26 protein-coding genes are annotated in these 23,537 nt (G+C 48.2%); 11 read left to right on the top strand and 15 right to left on the bottom strand.

Annotation, left to right across the window (positions count from 1 at the left end):
• Window positions 1-9: 9 nt before the first annotated feature.
• The 3 genes from rpoZ to C942_RS19575 all read right to left on the bottom strand — a co-directional run bounded on the left by rpoZ (window position 10) and on the right by C942_RS19575 (window position 2,054).
• A complete protein-coding gene (rpoZ, locus tag C942_RS19585; protein ID WP_007469460.1) occupies window positions 10-285 on the bottom strand; it encodes a DNA-directed RNA polymerase subunit omega in 276 nt (91 codons plus the stop codon).
• Window positions 286-339: 54 nt separating this feature from the next.
• Entirely contained in the window at window positions 340-966 is a 627-nt protein-coding gene (gene gmk, locus C942_RS19580) for a guanylate kinase (RefSeq protein WP_007469458.1), read from the bottom strand.
• 224 nt (window positions 967-1,190) lie between these two features.
• A complete protein-coding gene (locus C942_RS19575; protein WP_036801233.1) occupies window positions 1,191-2,054 on the bottom strand; it encodes a YicC/YloC family endoribonuclease in 864 nt (287 codons plus the stop codon).
• Window positions 2,055-2,294: 240 nt separating this feature from the next.
• Here C942_RS19575 and rph point away from each other — a divergent pair, with 240 nt between their 5' ends.
• Together rph and pyrE are read left to right on the top strand one after the other, a co-directional pair.
• The gene (gene rph, locus C942_RS19570) at window positions 2,295-3,011 is read left to right on the top strand and encodes a ribonuclease PH (protein WP_007469451.1); all 717 of its coding nucleotides are present in this window, start codon (window positions 2,295-2,297) and stop codon (window positions 3,009-3,011) included.
• A 120-nt stretch (window positions 3,012-3,131) separates the two neighbouring features.
• Window positions 3,132-3,773, top strand: a complete 642-nt coding sequence (pyrE, locus tag C942_RS19565; RefSeq protein WP_007469449.1) for an orotate phosphoribosyltransferase — start codon at window positions 3,132-3,134, stop codon at window positions 3,771-3,773.
• A 79-nt stretch (window positions 3,774-3,852) separates the two neighbouring features.
• On the opposite strand, the gene slmA is transcribed toward pyrE, so the two are convergent.
• The 3 genes from slmA to coaBC all read right to left on the bottom strand — a co-directional run bounded on the left by slmA (window position 3,853) and on the right by coaBC (window position 6,294).
• A complete protein-coding gene (slmA, locus tag C942_RS19560) occupies window positions 3,853-4,443 on the bottom strand; it encodes a nucleoid occlusion factor SlmA (protein ID WP_007469447.1) in 591 nt (196 codons plus the stop codon).
• A gap of 185 nt (window positions 4,444-4,628) precedes the next feature.
• Window positions 4,629-5,084 (bottom strand): dUTP diphosphatase, encoded by a 456-nt coding sequence (gene dut / locus C942_RS19555; RefSeq protein ID WP_007469445.1) that lies wholly within the window; start codon window positions 5,082-5,084, stop codon window positions 4,629-4,631.
• Complete coding sequence (gene coaBC, locus C942_RS19550) at window positions 5,071-6,294, bottom strand: bifunctional phosphopantothenoylcysteine decarboxylase/phosphopantothenate--cysteine ligase CoaBC (protein WP_007469443.1); 1,224 nt, start codon at window positions 6,292-6,294, stop codon at window positions 5,071-5,073. The genes dut and coaBC overlap by 14 nt, the downstream gene beginning before the upstream one ends.
• A gap of 223 nt (window positions 6,295-6,517) precedes the next feature.
• Here coaBC and C942_RS19545 point away from each other — a divergent pair, with 223 nt between their 5' ends.
• From C942_RS19545 to mutM, 6 genes are all read left to right on the top strand, one after another.
• Window positions 6,518-8,191 (top strand): methyl-accepting chemotaxis protein, encoded by a 1,674-nt coding sequence (locus C942_RS19545; protein ID WP_007469441.1) that lies wholly within the window; start codon window positions 6,518-6,520, stop codon window positions 8,189-8,191.
• Window positions 8,192-8,297: 106 nt separating this feature from the next.
• A complete protein-coding gene (radC, locus tag C942_RS19540) occupies window positions 8,298-8,972 on the top strand; it encodes a RadC family protein (protein WP_007469439.1) in 675 nt (224 codons plus the stop codon).
• A gap of 171 nt (window positions 8,973-9,143) precedes the next feature.
• On the top strand, window positions 9,144-9,380 hold the full coding sequence (gene rpmB, locus C942_RS19535) for a 50S ribosomal protein L28 (protein ID WP_007469437.1): 237 nt from the start codon (window positions 9,144-9,146) through the stop codon (window positions 9,378-9,380).
• A gap of 13 nt (window positions 9,381-9,393) precedes the next feature.
• Window positions 9,394-9,561 (top strand): 50S ribosomal protein L33, encoded by a 168-nt coding sequence (rpmG, locus tag C942_RS19530; RefSeq protein ID WP_004405486.1) that lies wholly within the window; start codon window positions 9,394-9,396, stop codon window positions 9,559-9,561.
• A gap of 208 nt (window positions 9,562-9,769) precedes the next feature.
• On the top strand, window positions 9,770-10,255 hold the full coding sequence (locus tag C942_RS19525; protein ID WP_007469430.1) for a hypothetical protein: 486 nt from the start codon (window positions 9,770-9,772) through the stop codon (window positions 10,253-10,255).
• Between the two features lie 22 nt (window positions 10,256-10,277).
• Entirely contained in the window at window positions 10,278-11,087 is an 810-nt protein-coding gene (gene mutM, locus C942_RS19520) for a bifunctional DNA-formamidopyrimidine glycosylase/DNA-(apurinic or apyrimidinic site) lyase (RefSeq protein ID WP_007469428.1), read from the top strand.
• A 63-nt stretch (window positions 11,088-11,150) separates the two neighbouring features.
• On the opposite strand, the gene coaD is transcribed toward mutM, so the two are convergent.
• Window positions 11,151-11,639: a pantetheine-phosphate adenylyltransferase gene (coaD, locus tag C942_RS19515; protein ID WP_036801229.1), complete on the bottom strand. Its 489-nt coding sequence runs from the start codon at window positions 11,637-11,639 to the stop codon at window positions 11,151-11,153.
• A 147-nt stretch (window positions 11,640-11,786) separates the two neighbouring features.
• On the opposite strand from coaD, the gene C942_RS19510 reads away from it, so the two are divergent.
• Entirely contained in the window at window positions 11,787-12,818 is a 1,032-nt protein-coding gene (locus C942_RS19510; protein WP_007469424.1) for a glycosyltransferase family 9 protein, read from the top strand.
• Here C942_RS19510 and C942_RS19505 read toward each other — a convergent pair.
• Window positions 12,787-13,572: a glycosyltransferase family 2 protein gene (locus C942_RS19505; protein ID WP_007469421.1), complete on the bottom strand. Its 786-nt coding sequence runs from the start codon at window positions 13,570-13,572 to the stop codon at window positions 12,787-12,789. The genes C942_RS19510 and C942_RS19505 overlap by 32 nt on opposite strands.
• Window positions 13,569-14,636 (bottom strand): glycosyltransferase family 9 protein, encoded by a 1,068-nt coding sequence (locus C942_RS19500; protein ID WP_036801225.1) that lies wholly within the window; start codon window positions 14,634-14,636, stop codon window positions 13,569-13,571. The genes C942_RS19505 and C942_RS19500 overlap by 4 nt, the downstream gene beginning before the upstream one ends.
• A 78-nt stretch (window positions 14,637-14,714) precedes the next feature.
• Here C942_RS19500 and C942_RS19495 point away from each other — a divergent pair, with 78 nt between their 5' ends.
• Complete coding sequence (locus C942_RS19495; RefSeq protein ID WP_007469417.1) at window positions 14,715-15,419, top strand: 3-deoxy-D-manno-octulosonic acid kinase; 705 nt, start codon at window positions 14,715-14,717, stop codon at window positions 15,417-15,419.
• A 24-nt stretch (window positions 15,420-15,443) separates the two neighbouring features.
• Window positions 15,444-16,247, top strand: coding sequence for a glycosyltransferase family 32 protein (locus C942_RS19490; protein ID WP_007469415.1), 804 nt, complete (start codon window positions 15,444-15,446; stop codon window positions 16,245-16,247).
• Between the two features lie 74 nt (window positions 16,248-16,321).
• On the opposite strand, the gene waaA is transcribed toward C942_RS19490, so the two are convergent.
• The 6 genes from waaA to C942_RS19460 all read right to left on the bottom strand — a co-directional run bounded on the left by waaA (window position 16,322) and on the right by C942_RS19460 (window position 23,368).
• Window positions 16,322-17,590, bottom strand: coding sequence for a lipid IV(A) 3-deoxy-D-manno-octulosonic acid transferase (gene waaA, locus C942_RS19485; RefSeq protein ID WP_007469413.1), 1,269 nt, complete (start codon window positions 17,588-17,590; stop codon window positions 16,322-16,324).
• A 5-nt stretch (window positions 17,591-17,595) separates the two neighbouring features.
• Window positions 17,596-18,630: a lipopolysaccharide heptosyltransferase II gene (gene waaF, locus C942_RS19480; protein ID WP_036801222.1), complete on the bottom strand. Its 1,035-nt coding sequence runs from the start codon at window positions 18,628-18,630 to the stop codon at window positions 17,596-17,598.
• A 63-nt stretch (window positions 18,631-18,693) separates the two neighbouring features.
• Complete coding sequence (locus C942_RS19475) at window positions 18,694-19,380, bottom strand: acyltransferase (protein ID WP_007469411.1); 687 nt, start codon at window positions 19,378-19,380, stop codon at window positions 18,694-18,696.
• Window positions 19,381-19,565: 185 nt separating this feature from the next.
• Window positions 19,566-20,378, bottom strand: a complete 813-nt coding sequence (locus tag C942_RS19470; protein ID WP_007469407.1) for a glycosyltransferase — start codon at window positions 20,376-20,378, stop codon at window positions 19,566-19,568.
• Window position 20,379: 1 nt separating this feature from the next.
• On the bottom strand, window positions 20,380-21,597 hold the full coding sequence (locus C942_RS19465; RefSeq protein WP_007469405.1) for an O-antigen ligase family protein: 1,218 nt from the start codon (window positions 21,595-21,597) through the stop codon (window positions 20,380-20,382).
• Window positions 21,587-23,368 carry a polysaccharide deacetylase family protein gene (locus tag C942_RS19460; protein WP_007469404.1) on the bottom strand — a complete coding sequence of 594 codons (1,782 nt, stop codon included), beginning with the start codon at window positions 23,366-23,368 and terminating at the stop codon, window positions 21,587-21,589. Before C942_RS19460 ends, C942_RS19465 begins: the two co-directional genes overlap by 11 nt.
• Window positions 23,369-23,537 lie beyond the last annotated feature (169 nt).

Here is a 23,537-nt window from a genome sequence, read left to right as displayed (position 1 = left end):
TTCCCTGAATTAACGGTTGTTGCCTGCAATAGCACTTACTGCTGCCAGTTCAGCTGCTTCTTGCTCTTGAAGTTCCTGACGCTCACGTGCATCCAGGATATCTTTAGTGATCAGACCTTCTTCGATTTCACGAAGCGCGATCACTGTGTACTTGTCGTTCTCTTCCGGAACCAGTGGATCCTTACCGCCTGTTTGCATCTGACGTGCGCGGCGAGCAGCAATTTGGATTAGATCGAAACGGTTGCCAATTTTATCAACAGCGTCTTGAACGGTTACGCGTGCCATGGAGGACTCCAGTGGTTAACTAACAAAATTAAGAGGAAAATTGTACAAAATTGTTTATTCTTCTGCCAGTAGGCAGTCAAGCATATTAGCATGCTTCACCGCTTGTTTGGCCTCTTTCAGGCGCTCGGCGCGAAGAATTGCCTTCATATCCATAACGGCGACATCAAAATCATCATTTACAATGACATAATCATATTCATTGTAATGGGAAATTTCTGAACGCGCTTCGGACATACGCTTGGCAATGACTTCTTCACTGTCCTGGCCGCGCGTGTTCAGACGACGCTCCAGTTCAGGACGAGAAGGTGGCAGAATAAAGATGCTGCGGGCTTCCGGCATTTGCTTGCGGATCTGTCGCGCACCTTGCCAGTCGATATCCAGGAATACATCGATACCCTTATCCAGGTTTTCTTCAATCCATGGACGAGAAGTGCCGTAGTAGTTACCGAATACTTCAGCAAACTCCAGAAATGCACCTTCATCGATCAGCGCTTTGAACTCTTCCACAGCGACAAAGTTGTAGTGCACACCGTTTACTTCACCAGGACGCATGTCACGGGTGGTATGTGATACCGAAACTTTCATTGCATATGTTGGGTTATTTTCCAGCAGTGCTGAAATCAAGCTCGATTTACCGGCGCCGCTTGGCGCAGAAACGATATACAGGGTGCCTTTGCTCATTGTGTTGCTCACCAAGTGGTAGAAGGGCGCGCAGGGTATCATGAACTGCGTGAAAAATGAATCAGCTGACTGATGAAAAATTCAACTTGGTCAGTTTCTTTATTGCCAATATCTGGGTGTTTGATGACATTTATATGACGAGGTTTCGCTGCGGTGTCAGAGGTAAGAGTTAGGTTTTGGGCATTAATAGAAGAAAGCCCCGGCATGACCGGGGCTTCTGAGCGTTATTCGATATTTTGAATCTGCTCGCGCATTTGTTCAATCAGTACCTTGAGCTCAACCGCTGAGGCGGTGATGTCGGTATTGATAGACTTAGAGGCCAGGGTGTTCGATTCGCGGTTGAATTCCTGCATCATGAAGTCCAGACGGCGGCCACAGGCACCACCTTTTTTCAGGATCTTGTGGGTCTCTTTTACGTGAGAATCCAGGCGATCCAGTTCTTCGGCGACATCAACTTTTTGCGCCAGCAGGATCAGTTCCTGTTCAATGCGGGTCGGGTCCAGTTCTACCTTTGCTTCTTCAAAGCGGGTTGTCAGGCGTTCGCGCTGCCAGTTCATAATTTCCGGCATATGGGCGCGAACTTTTGTCGCTTCTTCGGCAATTGCGGTCAGGCGCTGTTCAATCAGGGCCTTCATGTTGTCGCCTTCGCTGGCGCGAGCAGCGATAAAGTCGTTAACGGTTTCGTCAAACCCTTCCAGCAGGGCTTTGTTGATGGCATCCAGATCCTGCTCCGGCGCTTCCATCACGCCTGGCCAGTTCAGTACCTGGAACGGGCCGACACTGCCTTCACCTGCAGTTTCTTTTACCCACTGAGCCGCCTTGATAACCTGCTTTGCCAGCTCTTCGTTGATACGAAGGTCGTTGCTGGTTGCTGCGTTAGCTTCAAAACGCAGGTTACATTCCACTTTGCCGCGCGCCAGGCGCTTACGGAAACGCTCGCGAAGTACTGGTTCCAAGCTGCGGAATTGCTCCGGCAAACGCAGGTAGGTTTCCAGGTAACGTTGATTGACAGAACGGATTTCCCAAACGGCAGTGCCCCAGTCGCCTTTAACTTCGCGACGGGCATAGGCGGTCATGCTATGAATCATTGGCTGATGGCCCTTTACTAGATGAGGATTACAGCTACGTATCTGGCTTGCTGGCCGCTACGGGCAAGGAAGCACTATTAAAACGTTGTCGGCGTAGCTGCGACGATGCGCTGATTATACGCACCATTGACTATAAAAGAAATCTGACCCTCGGTGATTGCGTTTCATGGTGTGGTGTACATTAGCGGGCGGTTCTGGCTATAATCGCCGGTTAATATCAGCCAGCTAAAGGTAACATCAATGCGTCCAAGCGGAAGAAACGCCAGTCAAGTACGTCCTATTACGATCACCCGTAACTTTACAGCTCATGCTGAAGGTTCGGTGCTTGTTGAGTTTGGTGATACCAAAGTTATCTGTACCGCCAGTGTTGAAGAAAATGTGCCACGCTGGCTGAAAGGTAAAGGACAGGGTTGGGTTACCGCTGAATATGGCATGCTGCCACGCGCGACTCACTCGCGTAATCGCCGTGAAGCGGCGAGCGGCAAGCAGGGTGGCCGTACTATGGAAATCCAGCGCCTGATCGCACGCAGCCTACGCGCCGCTGTGGATCTGGAAGTGCTGGGTGAGCAGATGATCACGGTTGACTGTGATGTTATCCAGGCTGACGGTGGTACTCGTACTGCATCAATTACCGGTGCAATGGTTGCCTTGGTTGATGCCATCAACTACATGCTGGAAAACGGCATGCTGAAGAAAAGCCCGCTGAAAGGCATGGTGGCTGCGGTTTCTGTCGGCATTTATAACGGTGAGGCGATTTGCGATCTTGAGTATGTTGAAGACTCGGCTGCCGAAACCGATATGAATGTGGTGATGACCGAAGAAGGCAAGATGATTGAGATCCAGGGGACGGCCGAAGGCGAAGCCTTCAGTCATGAAGAATTGCTGGCGATGCTGGCCCTGGCGAAAGAGGGCATTGCCGATATTATCAACGTTCAGAAGCAGGCGTTGGAAAATTGATTTTGAAGCGGTTCCTATTGGAGCCGCTTTTTTTTGGCCTGAACTTATCCTCCATGGATAAAGGAAACAGGTTTAGTCATAGCACTCGCGTAATTTGAATCGCATATATAAGGAGAAACCATGAAAGCATATCAGCGTCAGTTCATCGAATTTGCTCTGGAGAAAGGGGTTCTGAAGTTTGGTGAGTTTACTTTGAAATCTGGCCGTAAGAGCCCGTACTTTTTTAATGCGGGTTTGTTTAACACGGGTCGTGACCTGGCACGCCTGGGCCGTTTTTACGCTGAAGCTTTGGTGGATGCAGGTATTGAATATGACGTGCTGTTCGGCCCGGCTTACAAGGGTATTCCGATTGCAACGACGACTGCGGTTGCTCTTGCGGATCACCATGATGTCGATACGCCGTACTGTTTTAACCGTAAGGAAGCCAAGGATCACGGTGAAGGCGGTAACTTGGTCGGCAGTGCACTGGAAGGCCGCGTAATGCTGGTTGATGATGTGATCACTGCCGGTACTGCGATTCGGGAATCGATGGAAATCATCAAGGCTAACGGTGCGGATCTGGCTGGGGTGCTGGTTGCTATCGACCGTCAGGAAAAGGGGAAGGGTGAGCTGTCAGCGATTCAGGAAGTAGAACGTGACTTCGGTTGTGCCGTAATTTCGATTGTGTCGCTGGGTGATGTGGTGAGCTACCTGGAAGAGCAGGATGGCATGGAAACCCACCTGGAAGCGGTGAAAGCCTATCGTGCGGAGTACGGGGTTTAATTTAACCGCCAGTTTCGAAAACAAAAAGCGAGAGGTATTGACCTCTCGCTTTTTTATTCTGAAAGCATCGTTGATGCTCTTAGCCGAGCTGGGCGCTTAGCAGCTGCCAGTATTCGTCGAAACTGTCAGTGGGCTTGTATTTGAAGTTAGAGCGAACAAAACGGTTCAGGCTGCCCTCAACCTGGCCTAGCAGCTGGGCTGCCAGGATGTTTTCATCGACCGGGAAGCCTTTGCCTTCGCGCAGTTTACGCTCGCGCAGGATTTGGCGCAGCTGGGTTTCAATACGCTCAAACAGCTGGTTGATACGCGCTTGCAGGCGGTCCTGTTCAAACATCAGCGCATGACCGGTCATGATGCGGCTCAGGCCCGGGTTGCGCTCAGCAAAGCCCAGGATCAGCTGTAGAACCATGCGCAGGCGGTTCAGGGTGTCTTTTTCGTCATCCAGGATACGGTTGATACGTGTGGTGATGGCGTCTTCGATAAACTCAATCAGCCCTTCGAACATTCGGGCTTTACTTGGGAAGTGGCGATACAGTGCGGCTTCAGAAACCCCTACCTGAGCTGCCAGCTTAGCTGTTGTAATTCGCTGACTGCCTTGGGCAGATTCCAGCATTTGTGCCAGCGCCTGCAAAATTTCTTCGCGGCGATTGTTCTTTTTGTTGCCTGCCATGAATAACCGATCCTTTTCGAAATGAGACTGTCACCGGACAGTTTGAAACCCGCATATCTTATCGACGGAGCTGAACGGTGAAAAGCATGAGCTTTAGATACTGATCTATTTATCGACAAAAAAAGCCCAACCTGAAGGGCCGGGCTTTATATTTGCGCTTATTTGTTTACTTCGCCAGCAGAGGGTTAGCTACGGCCTGAGTGGCCGAAACCGCCTTCGCCACGGTCGGTGGCGTCAAAGTCTGAGACGATGTTGAAGTCAGCCTGAACCACAGGAACAAAGACCAGCTGGGCAATGCGGTCGCCCGGTTCAATGGTGAATGTGCTGTGGCCGCGGTTCCATACAGAAACCATCAGCTGGCCCTGGTAATCCGAGTCGATAAGGCCAACCAGGTTGCCCAGTACGATACCGTGTTTATGGCCCAGCCCAGAGCGCGGCAGGATAGTGGCTGCCAGGCTCGGGTCGGCAATGTGGATTGCCAGGCCGGTCGGTACCAGGTGAGTCTGCCCCGGCTCAACCGTCAGGGCTTCATCCAGACAAGCACGCAGATCCAGACCCGCAGAACCTTCAGTTGCATAGGTAGGAAGCGGGAACTCGTTACCAACTCGTGGGTCGAGGATTTTCAGATCAATTTTTTTCATGCTTGTTCTCTTTGTATAGGGTGATGATTTCACTGATTAGCTGCTGGCCCAGTTCATGTTTGGTGCAAAGCGGCAAAGCTTTGTCGCCGGCAGACCAGAACAGGTGCAGGGCATTGTTGTCGCTGTTGAAACCCTGACCCTGCTGCGAAACATCATTGGCGCAGATCAGGTCCAGGTTTTTGCGGCTCAGTTTACCGCGCGCGTATTGTTCCACATCCCGGGTTTCAGCTGCAAACCCGACTGTGAACGGACGCTGTTCGGTCAGTGCGGCAACGCTGGCGACGATATCCGGGTTTTTCACCAAGCGCAGGATCATTTCATCTTCGCCGTCTTTTTTCTTCATCTTCTGGTCTGCAACTTCTGCCGGGCGGAAATCAGCCACTGCCGCACAGGAGATGAAAATATTGTGTTGGGTTGCTGCATCCATCGCGGCCTGATGCATTTGCTCGGCGCTGGCGGTATCAATGCGTGTAACACCAGCCGGGGTTGCCAGGTTGACAGGGCCGCTGATCAGGGTGACTTCCGCACCGCGTTTAGCCGCGGCTTCAGCAATGGCATAACCCATCTTGCCCGAGCTGTGGTTGGTCAGGTAACGCACCGGGTCAATGGCTTCACGTGTCGGGCCGGCAGTGATCGCGATTTTGATGCCTTCAAGATCGGCTGGCTGGAAGAAATCTTCAGTCAGGTGAACTAGATCCATCGGGTCTAGCATACGACCCGGACCGACATCACCGCAGGCCTGCTCGCCGCTGTCCGGCCCCCAGATGTGAAAGCCGCGACGCTTCAGGGTCGCAATATTTTCCTGAGTGGCAACATTGCGGTACATCTGCTGATTCATTGCTGGTGAAACGGCAATTGGTGAGTCTGTTGCCAGGCACAGAGTGGACAGCAAATCATTGCCCATGCCGGCACTGACGCGGGCGATCAGGTCGGCGGTAGCTGGTGCCAGCAGCACCAGATTTGCCCATTTTGCCAGCTCGATATGACCCATCGACGCTTCCGCCGCCGGGTCGAAAATGCTGTCTGAAACCGGGTGGCCGGATACCGCCTGCATGGTCAGGGGAGTAATAAATTCCTCGGCTGCCCGGGTCATGACGACACGGACTTCAGCGCCGCGCTCAATCAGGCGGCGTGTCAGTTCGGCGCATTTGTACGCCGCAATTCCACCGCTGATACCCAGAAGTATTTTCTTTCCTGCCAGTGTTTGCATCGTTTTGCCTGTCTCTCTGAACCTGTGAATTCGGCAACAAGATAGCACCAAAGGGCCGGAGAATCATCGGCCGAGATCAACTGGGAATCTCGGAGAAGTGCAAATTTTTGTTATTTATTCCTTGGGGGAATGTCATTTTTGTCGGGTCGGTCATGGAATAAAACCCTGCAATAAATAGGGTGAAAGAAGAAAAATTATTCTAAGTAATGCAGGAAATACCCAGATGGAATTACGTTGCCGCGGCAAATTGCTGCTACTTGTTTTACTGCCCGTTGTACTTGTTGCCGGCCTTGTTAACTTTGTTTATCTCTCCGAACAGAAGACCAACCTTGCGGAACAAATCAATGCCTACCGCACCCAGACTGTCACCATGAAGAAAGAGGAACTGAAAGGCGCCATCCAGTTAGCCAGAACGGCAATTAATGATCTCTACAGCGCCGATCAGAACGGTGAAAATATTCAGGCGGCGAAGAAGATTCTGACCGCGATGCGTTTTGGTGAGGACGGCTATTTCTTCGCTTATGATTCGCAAGGCGTTAATACCATGCATGCGGCCCAACCGAAGCTTGAAGGTAAAAATTTGATTGGTGTCGTCGATGAAAACGGTGTGAAGGTGATTGCCGGACTGATTGAGGCGGCCAAACAAGGTGATGGCTTCCTTCATTTTAGCTGGCACAAGCCGTCTATTGACGCGACCGCGCCGAAACTGGGTTATGCAGAGTACCTGGCAAAATGGGACTGGGTGCTGGCGACCGGTGTCTACATTGATGATATTGATGCTGACGTAGCAGCATTCCAGCAGCAGGCTGAAGCGAAGTTCCAGCGCCAGGTGTGGATATCTCTCGGCACGACGCTGGCGGTGATTATTTTTGCTGGCTTGATTGTGCTCTGGGTGACCGGACGGGCGATGCAGCCGCTGAACCATATGGTTGAGGCTTTGAAAGACATAGCAGCCGGTGGCGGGGATTTGACCGCACGTCTGGATGTGACGGCAAATGATGAAATCGGCGATCTGGCAACAGCCTTCAATGATTTCATGGCAAAACTGCAACAGCTGATCGGTGAAATCCAACAAGTCGCAACGCATGTTGATAAAGCCTCCCATGCCCTGCAACAGCAAACGGAAGCAGCAGGCGGACAGATGGAGCAGCATAGCCGCGAAACCGATCAGGTGGTGGCGGCAGTCACTGAGCTGAGCGCTTCTGCCCGTGAAGTAGCGAATAACACCATCAATACCGCAGAGGCGACGCAGGAAGCGACTAACCAGACTCAGGCGGCGCAACTGGAAGTCGATACTGTGGTCAGCAGCATTGAGCAGTTGGCCGGGGATGTTGACAGTGCGGCACAGGCGATGGATGTGCTCAATGAGCAGGCTGAGCAGATTAACTCCGTGTTGACCGTGATAGGTGCCATTGCCGAGCAAACTAACCTGTTGGCCCTTAATGCAGCAATTGAAGCGGCGCGGGCTGGTGAGCAGGGACGGGGATTTGCCGTGGTGGCCGATGAAGTGCGTTCCCTTGCCGGGCGTACCCAGCAAAGTACACAGGAAATCAACCAGATGCTGGCAGAGCTTCAGTCAGGAACCCGTAAGGCGGTTGAGGCGATGGCTGTGAGCCAGCAGCGAAGCCAGACCACGTTAGGTGAGTCACATAAGATCACCGAAAGCCTGGCTACGGTGACGGAAGCGGTGGCTTGTATCAATACTATGGGCACGCAAACGGCGACGGCGGCTGAAGAGCAAAGCTGTGTTGCTGAAGAAATTAATACTAACCTGGTGTCGATTCAGCAGATCCTGAGTCGCTTGGTTGAGGCGCTGTCTGGTACTCAGGCGACCACTGCCCAACTGGCCGCTTCTGGCGAGCAGATGCGTTCGCTCGTAGGTCAGTTCAGGGTGTAATGTAACCACCTGAAATTATTGCGAGGGTTTTCCCACAACTTAAGGGGAGTGCTTGTTCTTCCTATTCGGTCGTCCTCTTCTGTAGTTTGTGACAGAAGGGGACAACATGTCTTTAAAATTATTACCGATTGCCTCCCGGCCGAGGGAGAAGCTGTTATCTCACGGTCCGGCTGCCCTGACTGATGCCGAGCTGTTGGCAATTTTTTTGCGCACCGGGGTTGCCGGAATGAATGCGCTGGAGTTGGCGACGCACTTACTGGATGAATTTGGCTCGCTGCGGGCTTTGTTGGCGGTGGGAAAAGAGGATTTTTGTCGTCATAAGGGGCTTGGGCCTGCGAAATATGCTTTATTGCAGGCGGTAATGGCGATGAGTGAACGCCATTTTGCTGAAACTTTGTCCAAAGGAGATGCCCTGACCAGCCCTGAATATACCCGTCGGTACCTGAGTCAGGTTCTGCGGGACCGTCATCGCGAAGTTTTTTTTGTGTTATTTTTGGACAATCAGCATCGAGTTCTGTCTGGAGAGGCATTATTTGAAGGAACAATCGACGCTGCAAGCGTATATCCGCGGGAAATTGTAAAAAGATCACTGGAACTTAATGCAGCCGCGCTCATTTTAGCGCATAATCACCCGTCAGGCGTCGCAGAGCCAAGTCAGGCCGACCGTCGAATAACGCGCAAGATCAGTGATGCACTAGCCTTAGTGGATATTCGTGTCCTCGATCATTTTGTTGTCGGCGATGGAGAAATTACTTCTTTTGCTGAACGAGGTTGGCTATAAAATGAGCCGAAATCGAACAAAATGTTGCGAAAGGATCTGCTCGGGACTTGAGCAACTGGTTTTGACTTAGTATAATGCGCGACCTTTGATAGCTATGGTTAGATGAAAACTTGATTTTCATTTGGCTAACCATGGTTGATATCGAGCTGAAACGATTTGGAGAAGACAGTAATGTCCCGTGTATGCCAAGTAACTGGTAAGCGTCCTGTAACGGGTAACAACCGTTCACACGCACGTAATGCCACCAAGCGTCGTTTTCTGCCGAACCTGCAAACTCATCGTTTCTGGGTAGAAAGCGAAAAACGCTTCGTTAAACTACGCCTTTCTGCAAAAGGTATGCGTATCATTGATAAGAAAGGCATCGAAGCTGTTCTTTCTGATATGCGTGCTCGCGGCGAGAACGTTTAAGAGGATTTGAACAATGGCTAAAGGCATTCGTGAGAAGATCCGCCTAGTATCATCTGCTGGTACAGGTCACTTCTACACTACCGACAAAAACAAGCGTAACATGCCAGGCAAATTCGAGATCAAAAAATTTGATCCTGTAGTTCGCAAGCACGTTATGTACAAAGAAGCTAAAATCAAGTAATTGGTTTTATCTGTTCTTTGATAAAAAACCCGGCATTAAGCTGGGTTTTTTTATGTCTGTTGTATACCCCTTTTCTTCGACTTTCTTCTATTTGCCCATTTATTGTTATGATTTAATGAAAGCTTTATCAGACCAAATTGATTTCAGAGCAATTTCGCTGGTTGATTAGCTGCTCTCAATTTGGTGGTTATGGAGTAGAAGGAAAATCATGGCAATTAAACTGTCACGCCGGGGCTGGAATAATGTCATCATTATTGCAGTTATTCTTTTTATTGCTGTGGTGCAGTTTCCGGAATTAATTCGACAGCGACAGGCTCCTGTTGAACAGGCCGAGTCAGACACCTCCCTGCAATCACTGCTGCCTGAACCGGCACAAATCACTAAGCTGTATCTGCCTCATCATACGTTTACCTTACAAGAGAGCCACTGGGTGGCCGAGCCAGCCATCAATGTCTCACCAAAAGTTGTGGTGGATAACTGGCAGTCTATCAGTGGTACAGTAGTGGGGGACGAGATGATGGCTCAGCTGAAATCTCAACTTGGCACACCGAGAACGGTTGAGATCTGGCTGCAGTCGTTGGAAGAGCCGGTTCGGGTAACTGTCTATCAGTTACCACAGTTTTGGCTGCTGCAAAGCTGGCAGGGTGCCTGGCTGGCGATTTCTGTCGAAGAGTCCTACCTGTTTCCCCTTTGATAACTATTAATGGAATAGCATCATGCCTGAGTTACCAGAAGTTGAAGTAAGCCGGATGGGAATATCGCCTCATGTGGTCGGGCAGACAGTGGAACGGATTACTGTCCGTAACCCGAAGCTGCGTTGGCCGGTGCCGGAGGAAATTCGACAGATTGAAGGGCAGGTGATCCGCAAGGTAAGTCGCCGGGCAAAATATTTGCTGTTGGAAACAGATGCCGGGTCGGCGATTGTCCACCTGGGGATGTCAGGCAGCTTGCGGGTGTTGCCGGCAACGACGCCACCGGAGAAACATGATCATGTCGATTTGGTGTTAGCGAGTGGCGAATTGCTTCGATATAACGATCCGCGCCGGTTCGGAGCCTGGTTGTGGCAGACGGCTGATGAAGAACACTCGGTTCTGGGTAAGCTCGGCCCTGAGCCGCTGAGTGAGGCATTTACTGCGGACTATTTGTTTGAGCGGGCGCAGGGTAAGCGCACCGCGATCAAACAGTTCATTATGGACAACCATATTGTGGTTGGGGTGGGGAACATTTATGCCAATGAGTCCCTGTTCAGCGCTGGAATCCACCCGAAACAGGCGGCGGGCAAAATTTCCCGCCAGCGCATGGGCGTGCTGGTGGACGAAATCAAAGCAGTGCTGGCCTTTGCGATTAAGCAGGGCGGAACAACCCTGAAAGATTTCAAAAATGCCGATGGTAAGCCGGGCTATTTTGCTCAGGAGTTGCTGGTTTACGGTAAAGGTGGAGAGCCTTGCCCGCGTTGTGATAAGCCGTTGAGTGAGATAAAAATCGGCCAGCGGGCGACTGTTTTTTGCAGTGATTGTCAGAAATAGCGGGCGTAGGTAGATAAAAAAAAAGAGGCAGTGCCTCTTTTTTGTCAGATTAAGTTGCGGTTATCAGCCGTGGAGTTTTTCCATCAGGGCGTCAGCGACATACGGGTCGACAAACTGGCTGACATCGCCCTTGTGCAGAGCCACTTCTTTGACGATGGTCGAAGAAATGAACGAGTTTTCTTCTGCCGGGGTCAGGAACACGGTTTCCAGCTCAGGCATCAGGCGGCGGTTCATGTTCGCCAGCTGAAATTCGTACTCAAAGTCAGATACGGCGCGCAGACCACGAACCAGGACGTTGGCTTGGTATTCTTTTGCAAAATCAACCAGCAGGCCGGAGAAGCCGACAATCTCGACATTATCGAGGTGTTTGGTGATGGTTTTGGCTAGTTTAACTCGCTCTTCCAGATCAAACAGGGGCTTTTTGCTCGGGCTGAATGCAATGCCGACAACCACGTGGTCGAACAGGGCGGCGGCGCGTTCAATCAAATCCAGGTGTCCGTTGGTAATCGGATCAAAGGTGCCGGGATAAATGACTCGTGTGCTCTTTTTCATTTGTTGGGGCTCTTTAATATGATTTTTCAGCATGCTATCAAAATCTGAATAAACTTCATCAATTTAGGTCAGCAGGACTTCATTAATTGTTCCATTAGTGATTACCCAGTATGATCACCGTGAATTGAGCTGGTGTTTAGGACAATCATGAAAAAAATACTTGTAGTTCGCAACGATAAGATTGGCGATTTCATGCTGGCGTGGCCAAGTTTTGCGATGCTGAAACAGTCACTGCCAGACAGTGAAATTACGGCATTGGTGCCTGCCTACACAAAAGATCTTGCCTTGCTTTGCCCGTGGATTGATAAGGTTATTGTTGACTGTACCAAGCGAGCTGACAAGGCGGCGAAAAGAGCACTGATCAGCCAGATAAAAGCTGAACAGTTTGATGCATCTATTTGCCTGTTTTCTGATACCTATAATGCCACATTGGTATGGAAGGCTCGTATCCCTTACCGCCTGGCACCGGCAACCAAGTTTGCCCAGGTGCTTTATAACCGCCGCCTCAAGCAGCGTCGCTCCCGCTCCGAAAAGCCGGAGTTTGAATATAACCTGGATCTGATCCGCTTTTTCCTGGAAGACAACAGGGTTGCAATCAAAGAGCCGCAAGGCCCGTATTTGACATTTAATACTGATTGTCTGGATGCGCAGCGGATGAAACTGGATAACTTACTTGGCTTGGACGCAAGCAGCCGTTGGTGTTTTGTTCATGCCGGCTCAGGTGGTTCGGCCAATAATCTTTCTCTGAATCAATATGCCGGATTGATCAAGGGGCTTGCCCAATCTTTTGGCGGGGAGTTTGTATTAACTGCCGGGCCGGGAGAAGAGGCGATGGCTGCTTCCCTGTATGAGTTGGTTAAGGATGATGTCAAAGCCGTGATTTACGATAAGAATGACGGGCTGGAAGATTTTACCCGCTCACTGGCCTGTGCCGATTTATTTATCGCCGGGTCTACAGGGCCGTTGCATATCGCTGCCACGCTGGATGTACTGACTTTAGGCTTTTTCCCAAATAAACGCTCGGCAACCCCTCTGCGCTGGCAAACACTGAATACAGAGGGGCGGCATTTAGCTTTTTGTCCGCCTGAAGGGAAAGAAACCGAGACGGATATGGGCTTGATTGAGGTTGACGAGGTACTGGTCCGCGCTAAGACTTGGGTGGCTCAGTACTGGTCCTGATCCACAAATCCGCATATTTCACAAATGTCGAGTGGGCAGAAAGGATGGATAGCAGGAATCCCTGCTTGCCATCGAGAAAGCCCGCTTTGACAACGTACATTTTAAAGAAGCAGCCAAAGGCATGCAGAAGTCCCTGACTGATACTGCTGCGTTTACCGCGCTTTTCACGCTGTTCAGCCCATGCTTTGGCATAGCCTGCGGATTTCACGAGATAATGATTGAGATCGTTATAGGTGAAATGCAGTAAGTCGCCTTCAAGCGGCTTAACGGCCATATCTTCGGAAATTTCAACCTTTTCATGGACCAAGTCATCATTGTATTGGGTCAGTTTGGTCGGATAAAGACGGTTAACTCGATCCGGATACCAACCACAGTGGCGGATATAGCGACCAAATACCCAACTTAGCCGGGCTATGCTATAGATGGTGTCTGGTTTAGGTGTTGCCAATACTGCCAGGATACTGGCTTTTAGTTCCGGGGTGACACGCTCATCGGCATCCAGCCACAAAATGTAGTCTGATTCGACATAACTCTGGGCAAGGCGACGCTGAGGGCCGAAACCTGGCCAGTCGGCATTGACAAAAAATTTGTCGGTATAGCTGCGGGCAACTGCTTCTGTATCATCGCTACTACCTGAATCCAGTACGACAATTTCATCTACCCAGCCTTTAACTGTTTCCAGGCAAGCCTGAAGGTTTTTTGCTTCGTTTTTTACGATTAAGGCAACAGCCAGGGTTGGCTTATTGGCGCTCATGGTGTCTCCTCAAGGATTTCAAAATCGGATAGTGCTTTATCCAGCATGTCGCAGACAGTTTTTGATTGTATCCGGATCATGGCATCTTCAGCTTTCACTCTGCTGCGCCATGCTTGCTGGCTCAGTGAGATGCCTGTTTCTGCTTCAATCGCTTCCCGGTATGCGCTGACAACATAGTCCAGATAGCGGTACGGGCCTGTTCGTTGTGGATTGTGATGAGCATAAAGGCCTATCACCGGGGTGCTGACCGCTACAGCCATATGGGCAGGGCCTGTATCCGGAGCAATAACCAGATCTGCCTGCGCGAGCAAGGCTAACATTTGCTTCAGCGAACTTTGGCCAACCAGGTTTAATAATGGAGCCTGACACTGGGTCACTACTTGTTCGGCAAGTTTGATTTCAACTTTTGCTGGGCTGCCTGCCAGAATAACTTCCATTCCTCTTTGAACGGCATATTCGGCTACCTTTGCATAGCCTTCGGCTGTCCAGTTTTTGAAAGCCTTACTGGCACCTGGCACGATGATCAGTGTAGGCTTTGCGGATGTTATTTGTGCTGTAGCCCAGGTTTTATCCTGTTCTGACAGAGGAAGCTCCCAGTGAGGCTCTGATTTATGTATGCCCAGTTCATGGGCAAAAGCCATAAAACCGTCTAGTACATGAGGGGATTGTGGAGATGGAACCGGATGGTTAATAAACCATTTTTGTAAGTCACTGCTGCGGGTTTGGTCAAAGCCGAGACGGATTTTAGCCCGAATTCCGAGACTAGCAATGCTGGCCCGCAGTGCGGTTTGCATGTGCAGCAGAGCATCGAATTTCTGGCCTTTGAGTTGACGCCAAAGCTGGGTGTACCCCTTCCAGCCAAGTTTTTTGTCAAATGGGATCACGTGGATACCAGGTAGATCGCTCAGCAACTGTGCTTCCGCTTTTCCCATAATCCAGGTTATTTTCGTCGTAGGCCATTGGCGCTGGATTGCCTGTACCATGGCTGTGGCATTACATACATCGCCGATAGCGGATAGACGTAAAATACATAAAGATTCGGGTGGGGACGAAAATAGGGCCATAGGTCATTGCTCTGGGACAGTGTAGACTGCATTATGCAGTTGGGATAAAAAATTGTAAAACCACATATTTTAATACATATGCAAGTTATATCATCAAAAAATAGCCGGATTTGGTTTGATGAATCACTTCTGATGGCTGAACCTGAAAATTGTTTTGAGCCTGACTATTGGCAGCGTAATGATGCTATTATCGGTCAGGCTAGCGGCCGTGGCACGACCTATTTTATTCAGGGAAAGCTGCTGCAAATGGCGTTAAGGCATTACTGGCGCGGTGGTTTTTTTGGGCGATTGGTTAAAGATCAGTACTTCTTTACCGGTTGGGACAAAACACGCAGTATTTGCGAAATGCGTTTACTTAAGCTGCTGTCTGACGGTGGTGTCCGTGTTCCCAGGCCTGTGGCGGCAAGGGCTGTACGTAATGGTTTCTTGTATCGGTCTGATATTCTGACCGAGAAAGTGCCGAATGCAAAAGATTTGGTTGCTATCATGCAGCAGCGGCGTTTGACTGACTCTGAGTGGTATACTATTGGTCAGTTGATCAGGAAAATGCATGATCTCTGGGTATGCCATACTGACTTAAATATTCACAATATATTATTGGATGACTTGGGACAGTGCTGGCTTATCGATTTTGATAAGTGTTATCAGAGTAAAAAAGAGGATTGGAAACAGAAAAACCTGGATAGGTTATTACGGTCTCTGAGAAAGGAAGTGAAACGTTTTTCAATTTTGTGGAATGAAAGCGATTGGGACCGGTTAGTGAAAGGCTATATGCAAGGCTAAACTATTAAACTCGTTGAGTGAAAGATGATGAATTTTATTATTTTATTAACTAACCGCTTATCTAAAGTGGTTGGTAATCTATGTAAGGTACTTTCCTATCCTTTTCATTGGCTTTTCCCGAAAAAGCGCTTTGAAATCCCTGTTTACTCTAGAGCTAAGATCAGGTCATCAAAACATTCTGAAATACCGAAAGTTATCTGGCAGACAAATTACTCGAATAAGTCGACTTTGCCTGTCTATCTGAACTATTTGTTCAACCGATTAATGTCTCTTGATCATGATTACTACTATGTAAGCACAGAAGAGAGAAAAGAATTTATTAAGAATAATGCCCCTGACGAGGTCTACCGTTGTTACTGTCGAATTAATGATGGTGCGGCACAGGCTGATTTGTGGCGACTGGTTGTCTTGCACCTGAAAGGCGGTATCTACATGGATATTGATGCTAACTTGGTGTGGCCATTGTCTAGAATTACTGAAGGCAGAGATCACGTCTTTATTAAAAATAGCAATGATACCCAGATCACCAACTTCTTCCTGGCGACAAAGCCGGGTAATGAGGTTTACCAGAAAACGATTGATAAGGTCGTTGAGAACATCAAAAACCATGATGCTTCTCAAGGGGTATACTCGACAACCGGCCCTGCGGTCTTAGAGGAGGTTCTGGAAGGTGAAGATGTCTATGTCAGAAGCTATCGTTACACCAGTATTCAGGGTAGCTTCACGAATGAGTATTTTCAGTACATGGACAAGCCGCGCGGGAAATGGATCCATACAAAAGCAGAAGATTTGATCTCCCGGGACGAGGATACCGAGGGTCAAAACTGATAAAGAACAGATGAAAAGAAAGCCAGCAATTGCTGGCTTTTTTAATGGGTATGATCTGTGTAATCTGCGAGTGTTTACAGGTACTGACGAATTGCTTCAATACTTCGTGCAATGGCTCCCTGATTGTCTTTGACGACTGACAGGGCATTGCTTCCCATTGCTTGTTGTTTCTCATTATTTGCAAACAGAGCTGAAACTTGGCTGGCAAGCATGTCTGCACTTTCACAGATTTGGCAGCCACCTCGAGCAATTAACTGTTCGGTGATATCTGTAAAGTTAAAATAACTTGGTCCGGTAATGATTGGTTTGGCAAGTGCAGCCGGTTCCAGCAGATTATGTCCGCCGACTTTATCGCCTAACAAGCTGCCGCCGACAAAAGCAACATCAGCAGCGGCAAGCAGGATCATCATTTCACCCATAGTATCGCCAAGGTAAATATCGTCACTGGCTGATATTGGATTCTCTCCGGCCTCCGTACGCCTCACTGTTTTGAATCCCTCACGGTTACACAATTCGGCGACAGAGCTAAAACGTTCCGGATGACGGGGTACTAATATCAGTAATGATTCTGGATACTGGGTTTTTATTTGATGGAACGCCGCCAGTATCTGTTCATCTTCACCTTCATGCGTACTGGCTGCAATCCAGACAGGCCGTTGTCCGATTAACTGCCTAAGTTGCTGGCCCTGAAGCTGTAATTTATTGCTGACGCTAATATCAAACTTCATTGAACCCGTAACACCAAGCTGATGTTCTTTCACACCAAGGCGGTGGAACCGTTCAGCATCATCCTGATGCTGACAAAGCAGTAAATCAATGTTCTTTTTGACAATATTAAAAAGGGGCTGGACTTTCTGGTAACGCAGGCATGAGCGTTCTGATAAACGGGCATTAAGCACGCACACCGGAATTTCCGCACGTTGGACCTCATGCAGGGTATTTGGCCACAGCTCTGTTTCCATGATGAACAGAGCGCGGGGGCGAACTCGATGAAGGAATCGACGTACGGCCCAACCAAAATCAAGCGGCATATAGCGGTGTTCTACAATGTCGGATAGTTTGTCAGCCTGAGCAGCGCCTGTGCTGGTTGTCGTTGTCAGCAGGATGGCTAGCTCCGGGTAGTGGCGATGCAGGGTTTTGATGAACTCACTGGCTGCGAGGACTTCCCCGACAGATACGGCATGGATCCAGATGGGGCTGGTTTTGTCTAACGGCGGACATGAACCGAAGTGCTCAGGCCAGCGCCGGCCTACAGCCGGCTTGTCTGGGTATGACTTATAGAGCTTTCGTAAAAAAAATGGGGTAGCCAGATATAGCAGCGTTGAATAAAGGTGTCTCAGCATAGCGTTCAGGCACTTTTCTGAAGTTGGTCAATGGCTTTGAGCACCTGCTTCGGCATCAGTTCTTTCAGACACTTAAGGTGGCCGTAAGGACATTCGCGCTTGAAGCACGGGCGACACTCAATATCGGTATGGACAACTTCTACTTTATCCGACAGCGGAGGCGTATAGTCTGGCGATGTTGAGCCGAAAATAGCAACGACCTGGCTGCCAACGGCTGCGGCTACATGCATCAGTCCGGAATCATTGCTGATGACTGTCTGACAGCCAGCTAGCAGATCAACAGCTTCAATCAGGCTTGTTTCGCCGGCGAGATTGAAGCAATGCTCTTGCTGCTCCTCGCTCAGGCGTCCACGAATACTGTCGGTTACTGTTTGGTCTTTCTGCGAGCCGAAGAGCCATACTTGATAACCTTGCTCTATCAGGTGTTTTGCGACCTCTGAGAAATATTCATCAGGCCAGCGCTTAGCCGGACCGAATTCGGCACCCGGACACATACCGATCACTGGGCGCTCAGGGTTTAATCCTAAACGCTGAATGGCATTTGCCTGAGCTTCAGGTTCAACGCTCAGCTTCGGGTATGGAATATGTGGGATTGCTGAGCTGTTGGTCATCATTGCTTTTGGGTAGGCAAGTGAGCAGTAGCGCTCCACAACCAGGCCAAATTGCTTTTTATTAGTTCGAATATCATTTAGCAGCCCGTATCTTGTTTCACCTTTCCAACCTGTCCGGTGTGGGATTTTGGCAAACAATGGGATCAGGGCTGATTTAGCCGAGTTAGGCATAATTATGGCGTGAGAGTAATTTTCCTCTCGTAGTGATTTACCTAACTGATAACGACCTTTCAGATTAAACTGTCCATGGCCTATCGGCATTTCGATGGCCTTGTTAACTTGCGGCATGCGTTCAAGGATCGGTTTGCACCATGCCGGTGCCATAACGTCAATAAGAGCATTCGGGTGTTGCTGTTTTAAGGTGATGTATAATGCTTGTGACATCACCATGTCACCCACCCAAGAAGGGGCAATGATTAGTATTTTCATAGCTTGGAAACTGTTATGTTTTTAGTGTAACAAGGCCAGCTGTCGGCTGATTATTATGGTGGATTAAGGTAAAAATGTCTTTCCTTCCATTGAGGATATCACCCTCCCCGGGTTCCCACCAATAACCGCATTGCCTTGCTCGAAGTTTGATACCACGTTGGAATTAGCTGACACGATAGAGTTGTGGCCAAGGGTAACACCTTTTAACACAGTCGATCTTGCGCAAACCCAAATATCATCGCCAAACGTGATGGCAGCGTCAGGGTTTAGCTGTTGTTGCTGGCCATCAATAATTTGGTGCATGTCAGTATCCATGAACAGGGTTTGCCAGGAGACCAGATTATTTTGGCCAAAGGTGATTTTATGATTGCACACGAGTGTGCTCTCTCCGGTGAAATTTGAGCCGTTGCCGATGCGAAGCTCCCCTCTGACGTCAAGCTTTGTTCCAGTGCCCAGCTTTATATTGGTACCTAAGAATAGTTTGCCGGTAGGATGAAGGCTCCATAAAAGAGGTGAGCGAGAAGGGCTGGCGACCTGAACTTTACCAAAGCCGATTTTTATTTTGCCGGTTTTTATTTTGTCAGTCAGGGTGATTGAACCTGATAAGGCTTCAATGCTGACCCTGTGGCTTACAAGTAAGGGAAGCTTGTAGGCTTGCGACAGAGGAAGGTAATAAAAGTTGAAAAGCAGGGTCTTTGGTACCGCCCGTAAATAAAGGTATAGGCGATTAAGAGCTTTGGATATTCTCATAACTTAGTACGTTAACTTTTAGTCCCAGGTAATATTGGATTTGACGGTTTCAGCAGGGTTGCCGGCTGCGATTACATTACTCCCTATTGGCTTGGTAACAACAGAATTAATGCCGACAATTGAATTATCTCCCACGTGGGTGCCTTTGAGGGCGATTGTGTTTTATTGTTTATCAGCTTGTTTCTTTATTGTGTTTTTTTGATGCCAAAGGGGGTATAGGCTTGTTTTAGTTTTTTCACTTGTGAAAAAAGTTCATGATTATGGCAGGGCCTTGGTAGCTCTTCGTGATAAATATGGATTTGGTTAGCCAAATAGAAGAGGTTTTTCACTTGTATCCCGGCCAACTTTAATCGGAATTCAACATCACTGTCTTCACCGATACCTGCGCCTTCGTATCTTTCGTCAAAGCCGTTAATTTTCAATATATCTTTTTTGAAGAGTGAGAAGTTGCATCCAACGATGCCTTTCTCTTTTTTGTTTAATTGTTTTGATATGAATGAATTTGAGACTCGGATTCCTTTCTCAATGTTTTTTCCGTTACCGAGCAGGTAGTCGAGTAAAATAGACCAGAAATTGCGTTTAAAAAACAGCTCGGGGTGCTCATTGTTAATCTTTTCACTAATTTTTTGTGAAATGTCTGCACGGCGCCCACTGAGGGTGGTGTTTTTTTGTGCATTTTGTAGGTGATCGGCAACAAAGTGTGCTTGTGGGACACAATCGGCATCAATGAAAATTAAATACTCATTCTTTGCTGCTATAACCGATTTATTTAGGATGCGGTTTTTTCTGAAGCCCTTATCTTCATGCCAGATATGCTGGATTGGGAAACTGAAGCGATCACTATATGTCTTAATTTCATCAATGGATTCTTGATTTGAGCCATCATCAGAAATAATGGCTTCAAATGAGCCATCATTTTGATTCTCCAGAGCGATGAGAATTTTCTCAAGTGCGTATAAGTTATTGTAGAAAGAGATGATGATACTGGCTTTAATCATTTTATGTTTCACTGTGCTTTGGGGTGCCTACAGCCATCAGGAAGACTGCAATAATGGTCTGAATATCGGTCTGATTAGTATACACCATACCTATAAACAGGAATGCAAGGATAACGTTTAGGGATGATGTAGAGTAGGTATTTGGGCTCTGGTATATGACTTTTAGCCAGACAATGAAAAGAGACATTAAACCGATAAAGAATACCATTCCGTATTTCGTGAAGGTATCAATAAAGGCATTGTGGCTGTCTGTAACCGAGTAATGCAGTTGTGAGTGACCTGTTGCTAGTGCGTCTTGACCTGATGATTCAAGGTATAATGAGTAGTCTTTCGGAAAATTTAATGGGCCGCTACCAAACATAAAAGCAATAAATTGATTGTTTAACTTTTGATGTGCAAACTTTAGCCCATGGTTCCACATGCTAATTCGGCTCATATTTGATAGTTCATTTGTATCAGTGATACTGGTGATGCGGCTGCTGATTGCATGCACTTGCTTGGGGTATATAAAACTCAGTGAAAGCATACCCAAACTGATAATTAGTAGAAGGTGAATTAGATACTTTTTTTGGAAAATCAATACTGTTAACAAAGAAATTACAATAACAGAACCGATTGCTGCTCGTGAGCCGCTCAAAAGTATTGCTGATATTGCCATTAGGGTGATCAGGGCGTAGGCAATTTTTTGTTTAACCCCATTCTTGCCGTTGAAAATCAAAGGAATGATAAATACGACACAATAGGTTAGAGCTTCACCCCAACGGCCGACATCCCAAAAGCTATCAATACGTTGCCCGTCCCAGTTAGCTATGCCGATAGCTGCCAGTTTTAAATAACTATTTGCAACGGCTATGACTAATCCGACCATAACCGAACCGACAGAAATCATTCTATTGATTTTATTGGTATTTAGCTTGATAAGGATTGGAATTAATAGCAAAAACACCCCTTTACGGGCGAAGTAGATTGTGTCTTCCAGGGTTCCTGGATAAATGACGGTTGATAAAACACCAATGATATAAACGGCGAGACATAATTTGCCTAGAGAGTCTGTTTTTAGCTCTTCGCGATATTGCGCTTTGACTACTAGCTTGATAATGAAAAGCAGTAATAGCGCAATAGAGAAAATGTTTATCCCTGCCTTTGAGGTAAGCAGGGAAAGACCTAAGAGACCAAGTAAAGCGGATTCAATATGCTTAAACTGAAATTTAAATGCCATTGTTGCTCTTTGCTTTTCTGAAAGTGTAATTTCCACGAATTTTACGCCACAGTCCAAATACGTCTGTTCTAGGGAATATTGCGATGCGTCTGATCTGATAGTGATCCTGATGGAATGCGCATGGTCCGCTGTCTGTTGCGACGGCAAAGTCAAAGCCTTGCTCCTTGGCGATATCTTTGCTTTCCTGGTTGTGGTCACCATATGGGTAAGCAAAAGAAACCAGTGGCTTACCGATAATTTTTTCTAGCTGTGCTTTGTTTTCTGCAATTTCGTGCTGCTGCTCGTCACGGGTTAGCTGACTAAGTTTGGGATGTGTCAGTGTATGGCCACCAAATTCAACCAGGCCAGAGTCTGCCATTTCTTTGATTTGCTTCGGAGTCATTAACTCAGCCCGCTTTTCAGCTTGGCCCGGATTTTCTACATCCCAGCGGTTGTAATCGACGCCGGTAACAGTGTAGATCACGGCTTTGAACCCGTACTTTTTGAGTAGCGGGAACAGCAACTCATAGTTATCCCGGTAGCCATCATCGACAGTGATCATGATATAGCGCTTTCCGGCTTCTAGCCTTGACATTGTGCCTCTATCTTGGAAATCAGCGAATGTCAGGGTTTCAAATCCCATCTTTTTCAGCAACTTGAAGTGTTTCTCCAGCATATCGATATGGAGATAAGGGGCGAATACACTTTTATCTTCATCTCTATCGATAAATCGGTGGTACATGATCACCGGGATTTCACGACGAAGGGTTTTGACGTAAACATCCTGGTAGATCTTTTCTAATTGGGAGACAACTGTATTCAGCTGGTAGTTTTGCTGGATAGTTTCAGTCACAGCGGTATCGCAGCCGGATAATGATACCGACTGGTTAATTTGTTCGCGAGCCAGGGTAAAGTCGATATCCAGTTCTTTAGGGCCGATATCACCAAAATTGGTTGCCATTGCTTTCTGGACATTTTCTGGCGTTACCAGGCCAATGGAAATAGCTTCGCCAATGGCAAAGGTTGGTCGTCCGCAGAGTAGAGATTCCATGGCCACCCGTCCGGCACCAATGACTAAATCGGCTTCGGCCATTGCTGCAGGCACATCTTCGACATAGCCGACAAAGTTAACTTTATTTTTGAATTCATCAAAACGGGTATCGGGTTCGGTTCCGGTATAAATGCGGATATCGTAACGCTCACTGTCCAGGCTGTCTTTGAGAAGGCGGTAGCACAAATCACCCTTTGGACCGGAAAGACGCCCGATAATGGCGATTACCGGTTTGTCATTTCGCGGTGGCGGGGTGACTTGGTAACGTGTGGTATCAATACCATTCCGGCTGATGGCTAGCATCTCCGGAATGACGTTAAGCTCATTGATCAGCTGTTGTTCAATAGCTTCACATACAGGGAGTGCTTTATCGCCCATAGCATGGAATTTTTTGCGTGAAGCATGTACCGGTTGGCGGCCGTGTACAGTCGTTACCATTGGGGTCTTGGTGAGCTTACAAGCAATATGACAGCTCCAGCTTGATGCTCTGGAGTGTGCATGCACAAGTTGGATATTGTGTTTTTTGATTAGGCTGATCAGGTAGCCCACATGCCAGAAGCGGCGCAGGATACTGCGTTTGTTAAAACGGAGCTTGAAGTAAGGCCCTTCATGAGGTTTTGTTAAGGTATCCGATACATAAAACAGCTTGTGGCCGCGTTTGGTCAGCTCATTACCGACAGTGGTCGCATATGCTTCGGCTCCTGTTACCTCAAGCTGGGATAATGCCATCAGAATATTCATTAATAACTACCTTTTCGTGCTCTCTGCTCTGGCCGCAAAATAATCAATCCGCCAATTATGCTTTTTTTTCACCATTGCTGCGAGATATATCGCACTGCTTTGTGCTGTTATCAAGATCTCCTGCGCTTAAATGCGGGCATTTTAGCTGTCAGGATTGAGGCGGGAGATA

This window comes from Photobacterium marinum (assembly GCF_000331515.1).
Taxonomy (GTDB): Bacteria; Pseudomonadota; Gammaproteobacteria; order Enterobacterales; family Vibrionaceae; genus Photobacterium; species Photobacterium marinum.
The sequence above is the reverse complement of the archived record's forward strand: the minus strand, read 5'-3'. Positions and strand labels throughout refer to the sequence as shown.

Bases quoted from the DNA above. Each gene is read 5' to 3' on its own strand.
- C942_RS19465 (WP_007469405.1), bottom strand. From the start codon at position 21,597: ATGGCATTTAAATTTCAGTTTAAGCATATTGAATCCGCTTTACTTGGT.
- C942_RS19510 (WP_007469424.1), top strand. From the start codon at position 11,787: ATGAAAAAAATACTTGTAGTTCGCAACGATAAGATTGGCGATTTCATG.
- C942_RS19545 (WP_007469441.1), top strand. From the start codon at position 6,518: ATGGAATTACGTTGCCGCGGCAAATTGCTGCTACTTGTTTTACTGCCC.
- slmA (WP_007469447.1), bottom strand. From the start codon at position 4,443: ATGGCAGGCAACAAAAAGAACAATCGCCGCGAAGAAATTTTGCAGGCG.
- rpoZ (WP_007469460.1), bottom strand. From the start codon at position 285: ATGGCACGCGTAACCGTTCAAGACGCTGTTGATAAAATTGGCAACCGT.
- gmk (WP_007469458.1), bottom strand. From the start codon at position 966: ATGAGCAAAGGCACCCTGTATATCGTTTCTGCGCCAAGCGGCGCCGGT.
- dut (WP_007469445.1), bottom strand. From the start codon at position 5,084: ATGAAAAAAATTGATCTGAAAATCCTCGACCCACGAGTTGGTAACGAG.
- coaD (WP_036801229.1), bottom strand. From the start codon at position 11,639: ATGAAAAAGAGCACACGAGTCATTTATCCCGGCACCTTTGATCCGATT.
- waaA (WP_007469413.1), bottom strand. From the start codon at position 17,590: ATGCTGAGACACCTTTATTCAACGCTGCTATATCTGGCTACCCCATTT.
- C942_RS19575 (WP_036801233.1), bottom strand. From the start codon at position 2,054: ATGATTCATAGCATGACCGCCTATGCCCGTCGCGAAGTTAAAGGCGAC.
- C942_RS19525 (WP_007469430.1), top strand. From the start codon at position 9,770: ATGGCAATTAAACTGTCACGCCGGGGCTGGAATAATGTCATCATTATT.
- C942_RS19475 (WP_007469411.1), bottom strand. From the start codon at position 19,380: ATGAGAATATCCAAAGCTCTTAATCGCCTATACCTTTATTTACGGGCG.
- C942_RS19495 (WP_007469417.1), top strand. From the start codon at position 14,715: ATGCAAGTTATATCATCAAAAAATAGCCGGATTTGGTTTGATGAATCA.
- rpmG (WP_004405486.1), top strand. From the start codon at position 9,394: ATGGCTAAAGGCATTCGTGAGAAGATCCGCCTAGTATCATCTGCTGGT.
- C942_RS19470 (WP_007469407.1), bottom strand. From the start codon at position 20,378: ATGATTAAAGCCAGTATCATCATCTCTTTCTACAATAACTTATACGCA.
- waaF (WP_036801222.1), bottom strand. From the start codon at position 18,630: ATGAAAATACTAATCATTGCCCCTTCTTGGGTGGGTGACATGGTGATG.
- rpmB (WP_007469437.1), top strand. From the start codon at position 9,144: ATGTCCCGTGTATGCCAAGTAACTGGTAAGCGTCCTGTAACGGGTAAC.
- pyrE (WP_007469449.1), top strand. From the start codon at position 3,132: ATGAAAGCATATCAGCGTCAGTTCATCGAATTTGCTCTGGAGAAAGGG.
- C942_RS19460 (WP_007469404.1), bottom strand. From the start codon at position 23,368: ATGAATATTCTGATGGCATTATCCCAGCTTGAGGTAACAGGAGCCGAA.
- mutM (WP_007469428.1), top strand. From the start codon at position 10,278: ATGCCTGAGTTACCAGAAGTTGAAGTAAGCCGGATGGGAATATCGCCT.
- C942_RS19490 (WP_007469415.1), top strand. From the start codon at position 15,444: ATGATGAATTTTATTATTTTATTAACTAACCGCTTATCTAAAGTGGTT.
- rph (WP_007469451.1), top strand. From the start codon at position 2,295: ATGCGTCCAAGCGGAAGAAACGCCAGTCAAGTACGTCCTATTACGATC.
- coaBC (WP_007469443.1), bottom strand. From the start codon at position 6,294: ATGCAAACACTGGCAGGAAAGAAAATACTTCTGGGTATCAGCGGTGGA.
- radC (WP_007469439.1), top strand. From the start codon at position 8,298: ATGTCTTTAAAATTATTACCGATTGCCTCCCGGCCGAGGGAGAAGCTG.
- C942_RS19505 (WP_007469421.1), bottom strand. From the start codon at position 13,572: ATGAGCGCCAATAAGCCAACCCTGGCTGTTGCCTTAATCGTAAAAAAC.
- C942_RS19500 (WP_036801225.1), bottom strand. From the start codon at position 14,636: ATGGCCCTATTTTCGTCCCCACCCGAATCTTTATGTATTTTACGTCTA.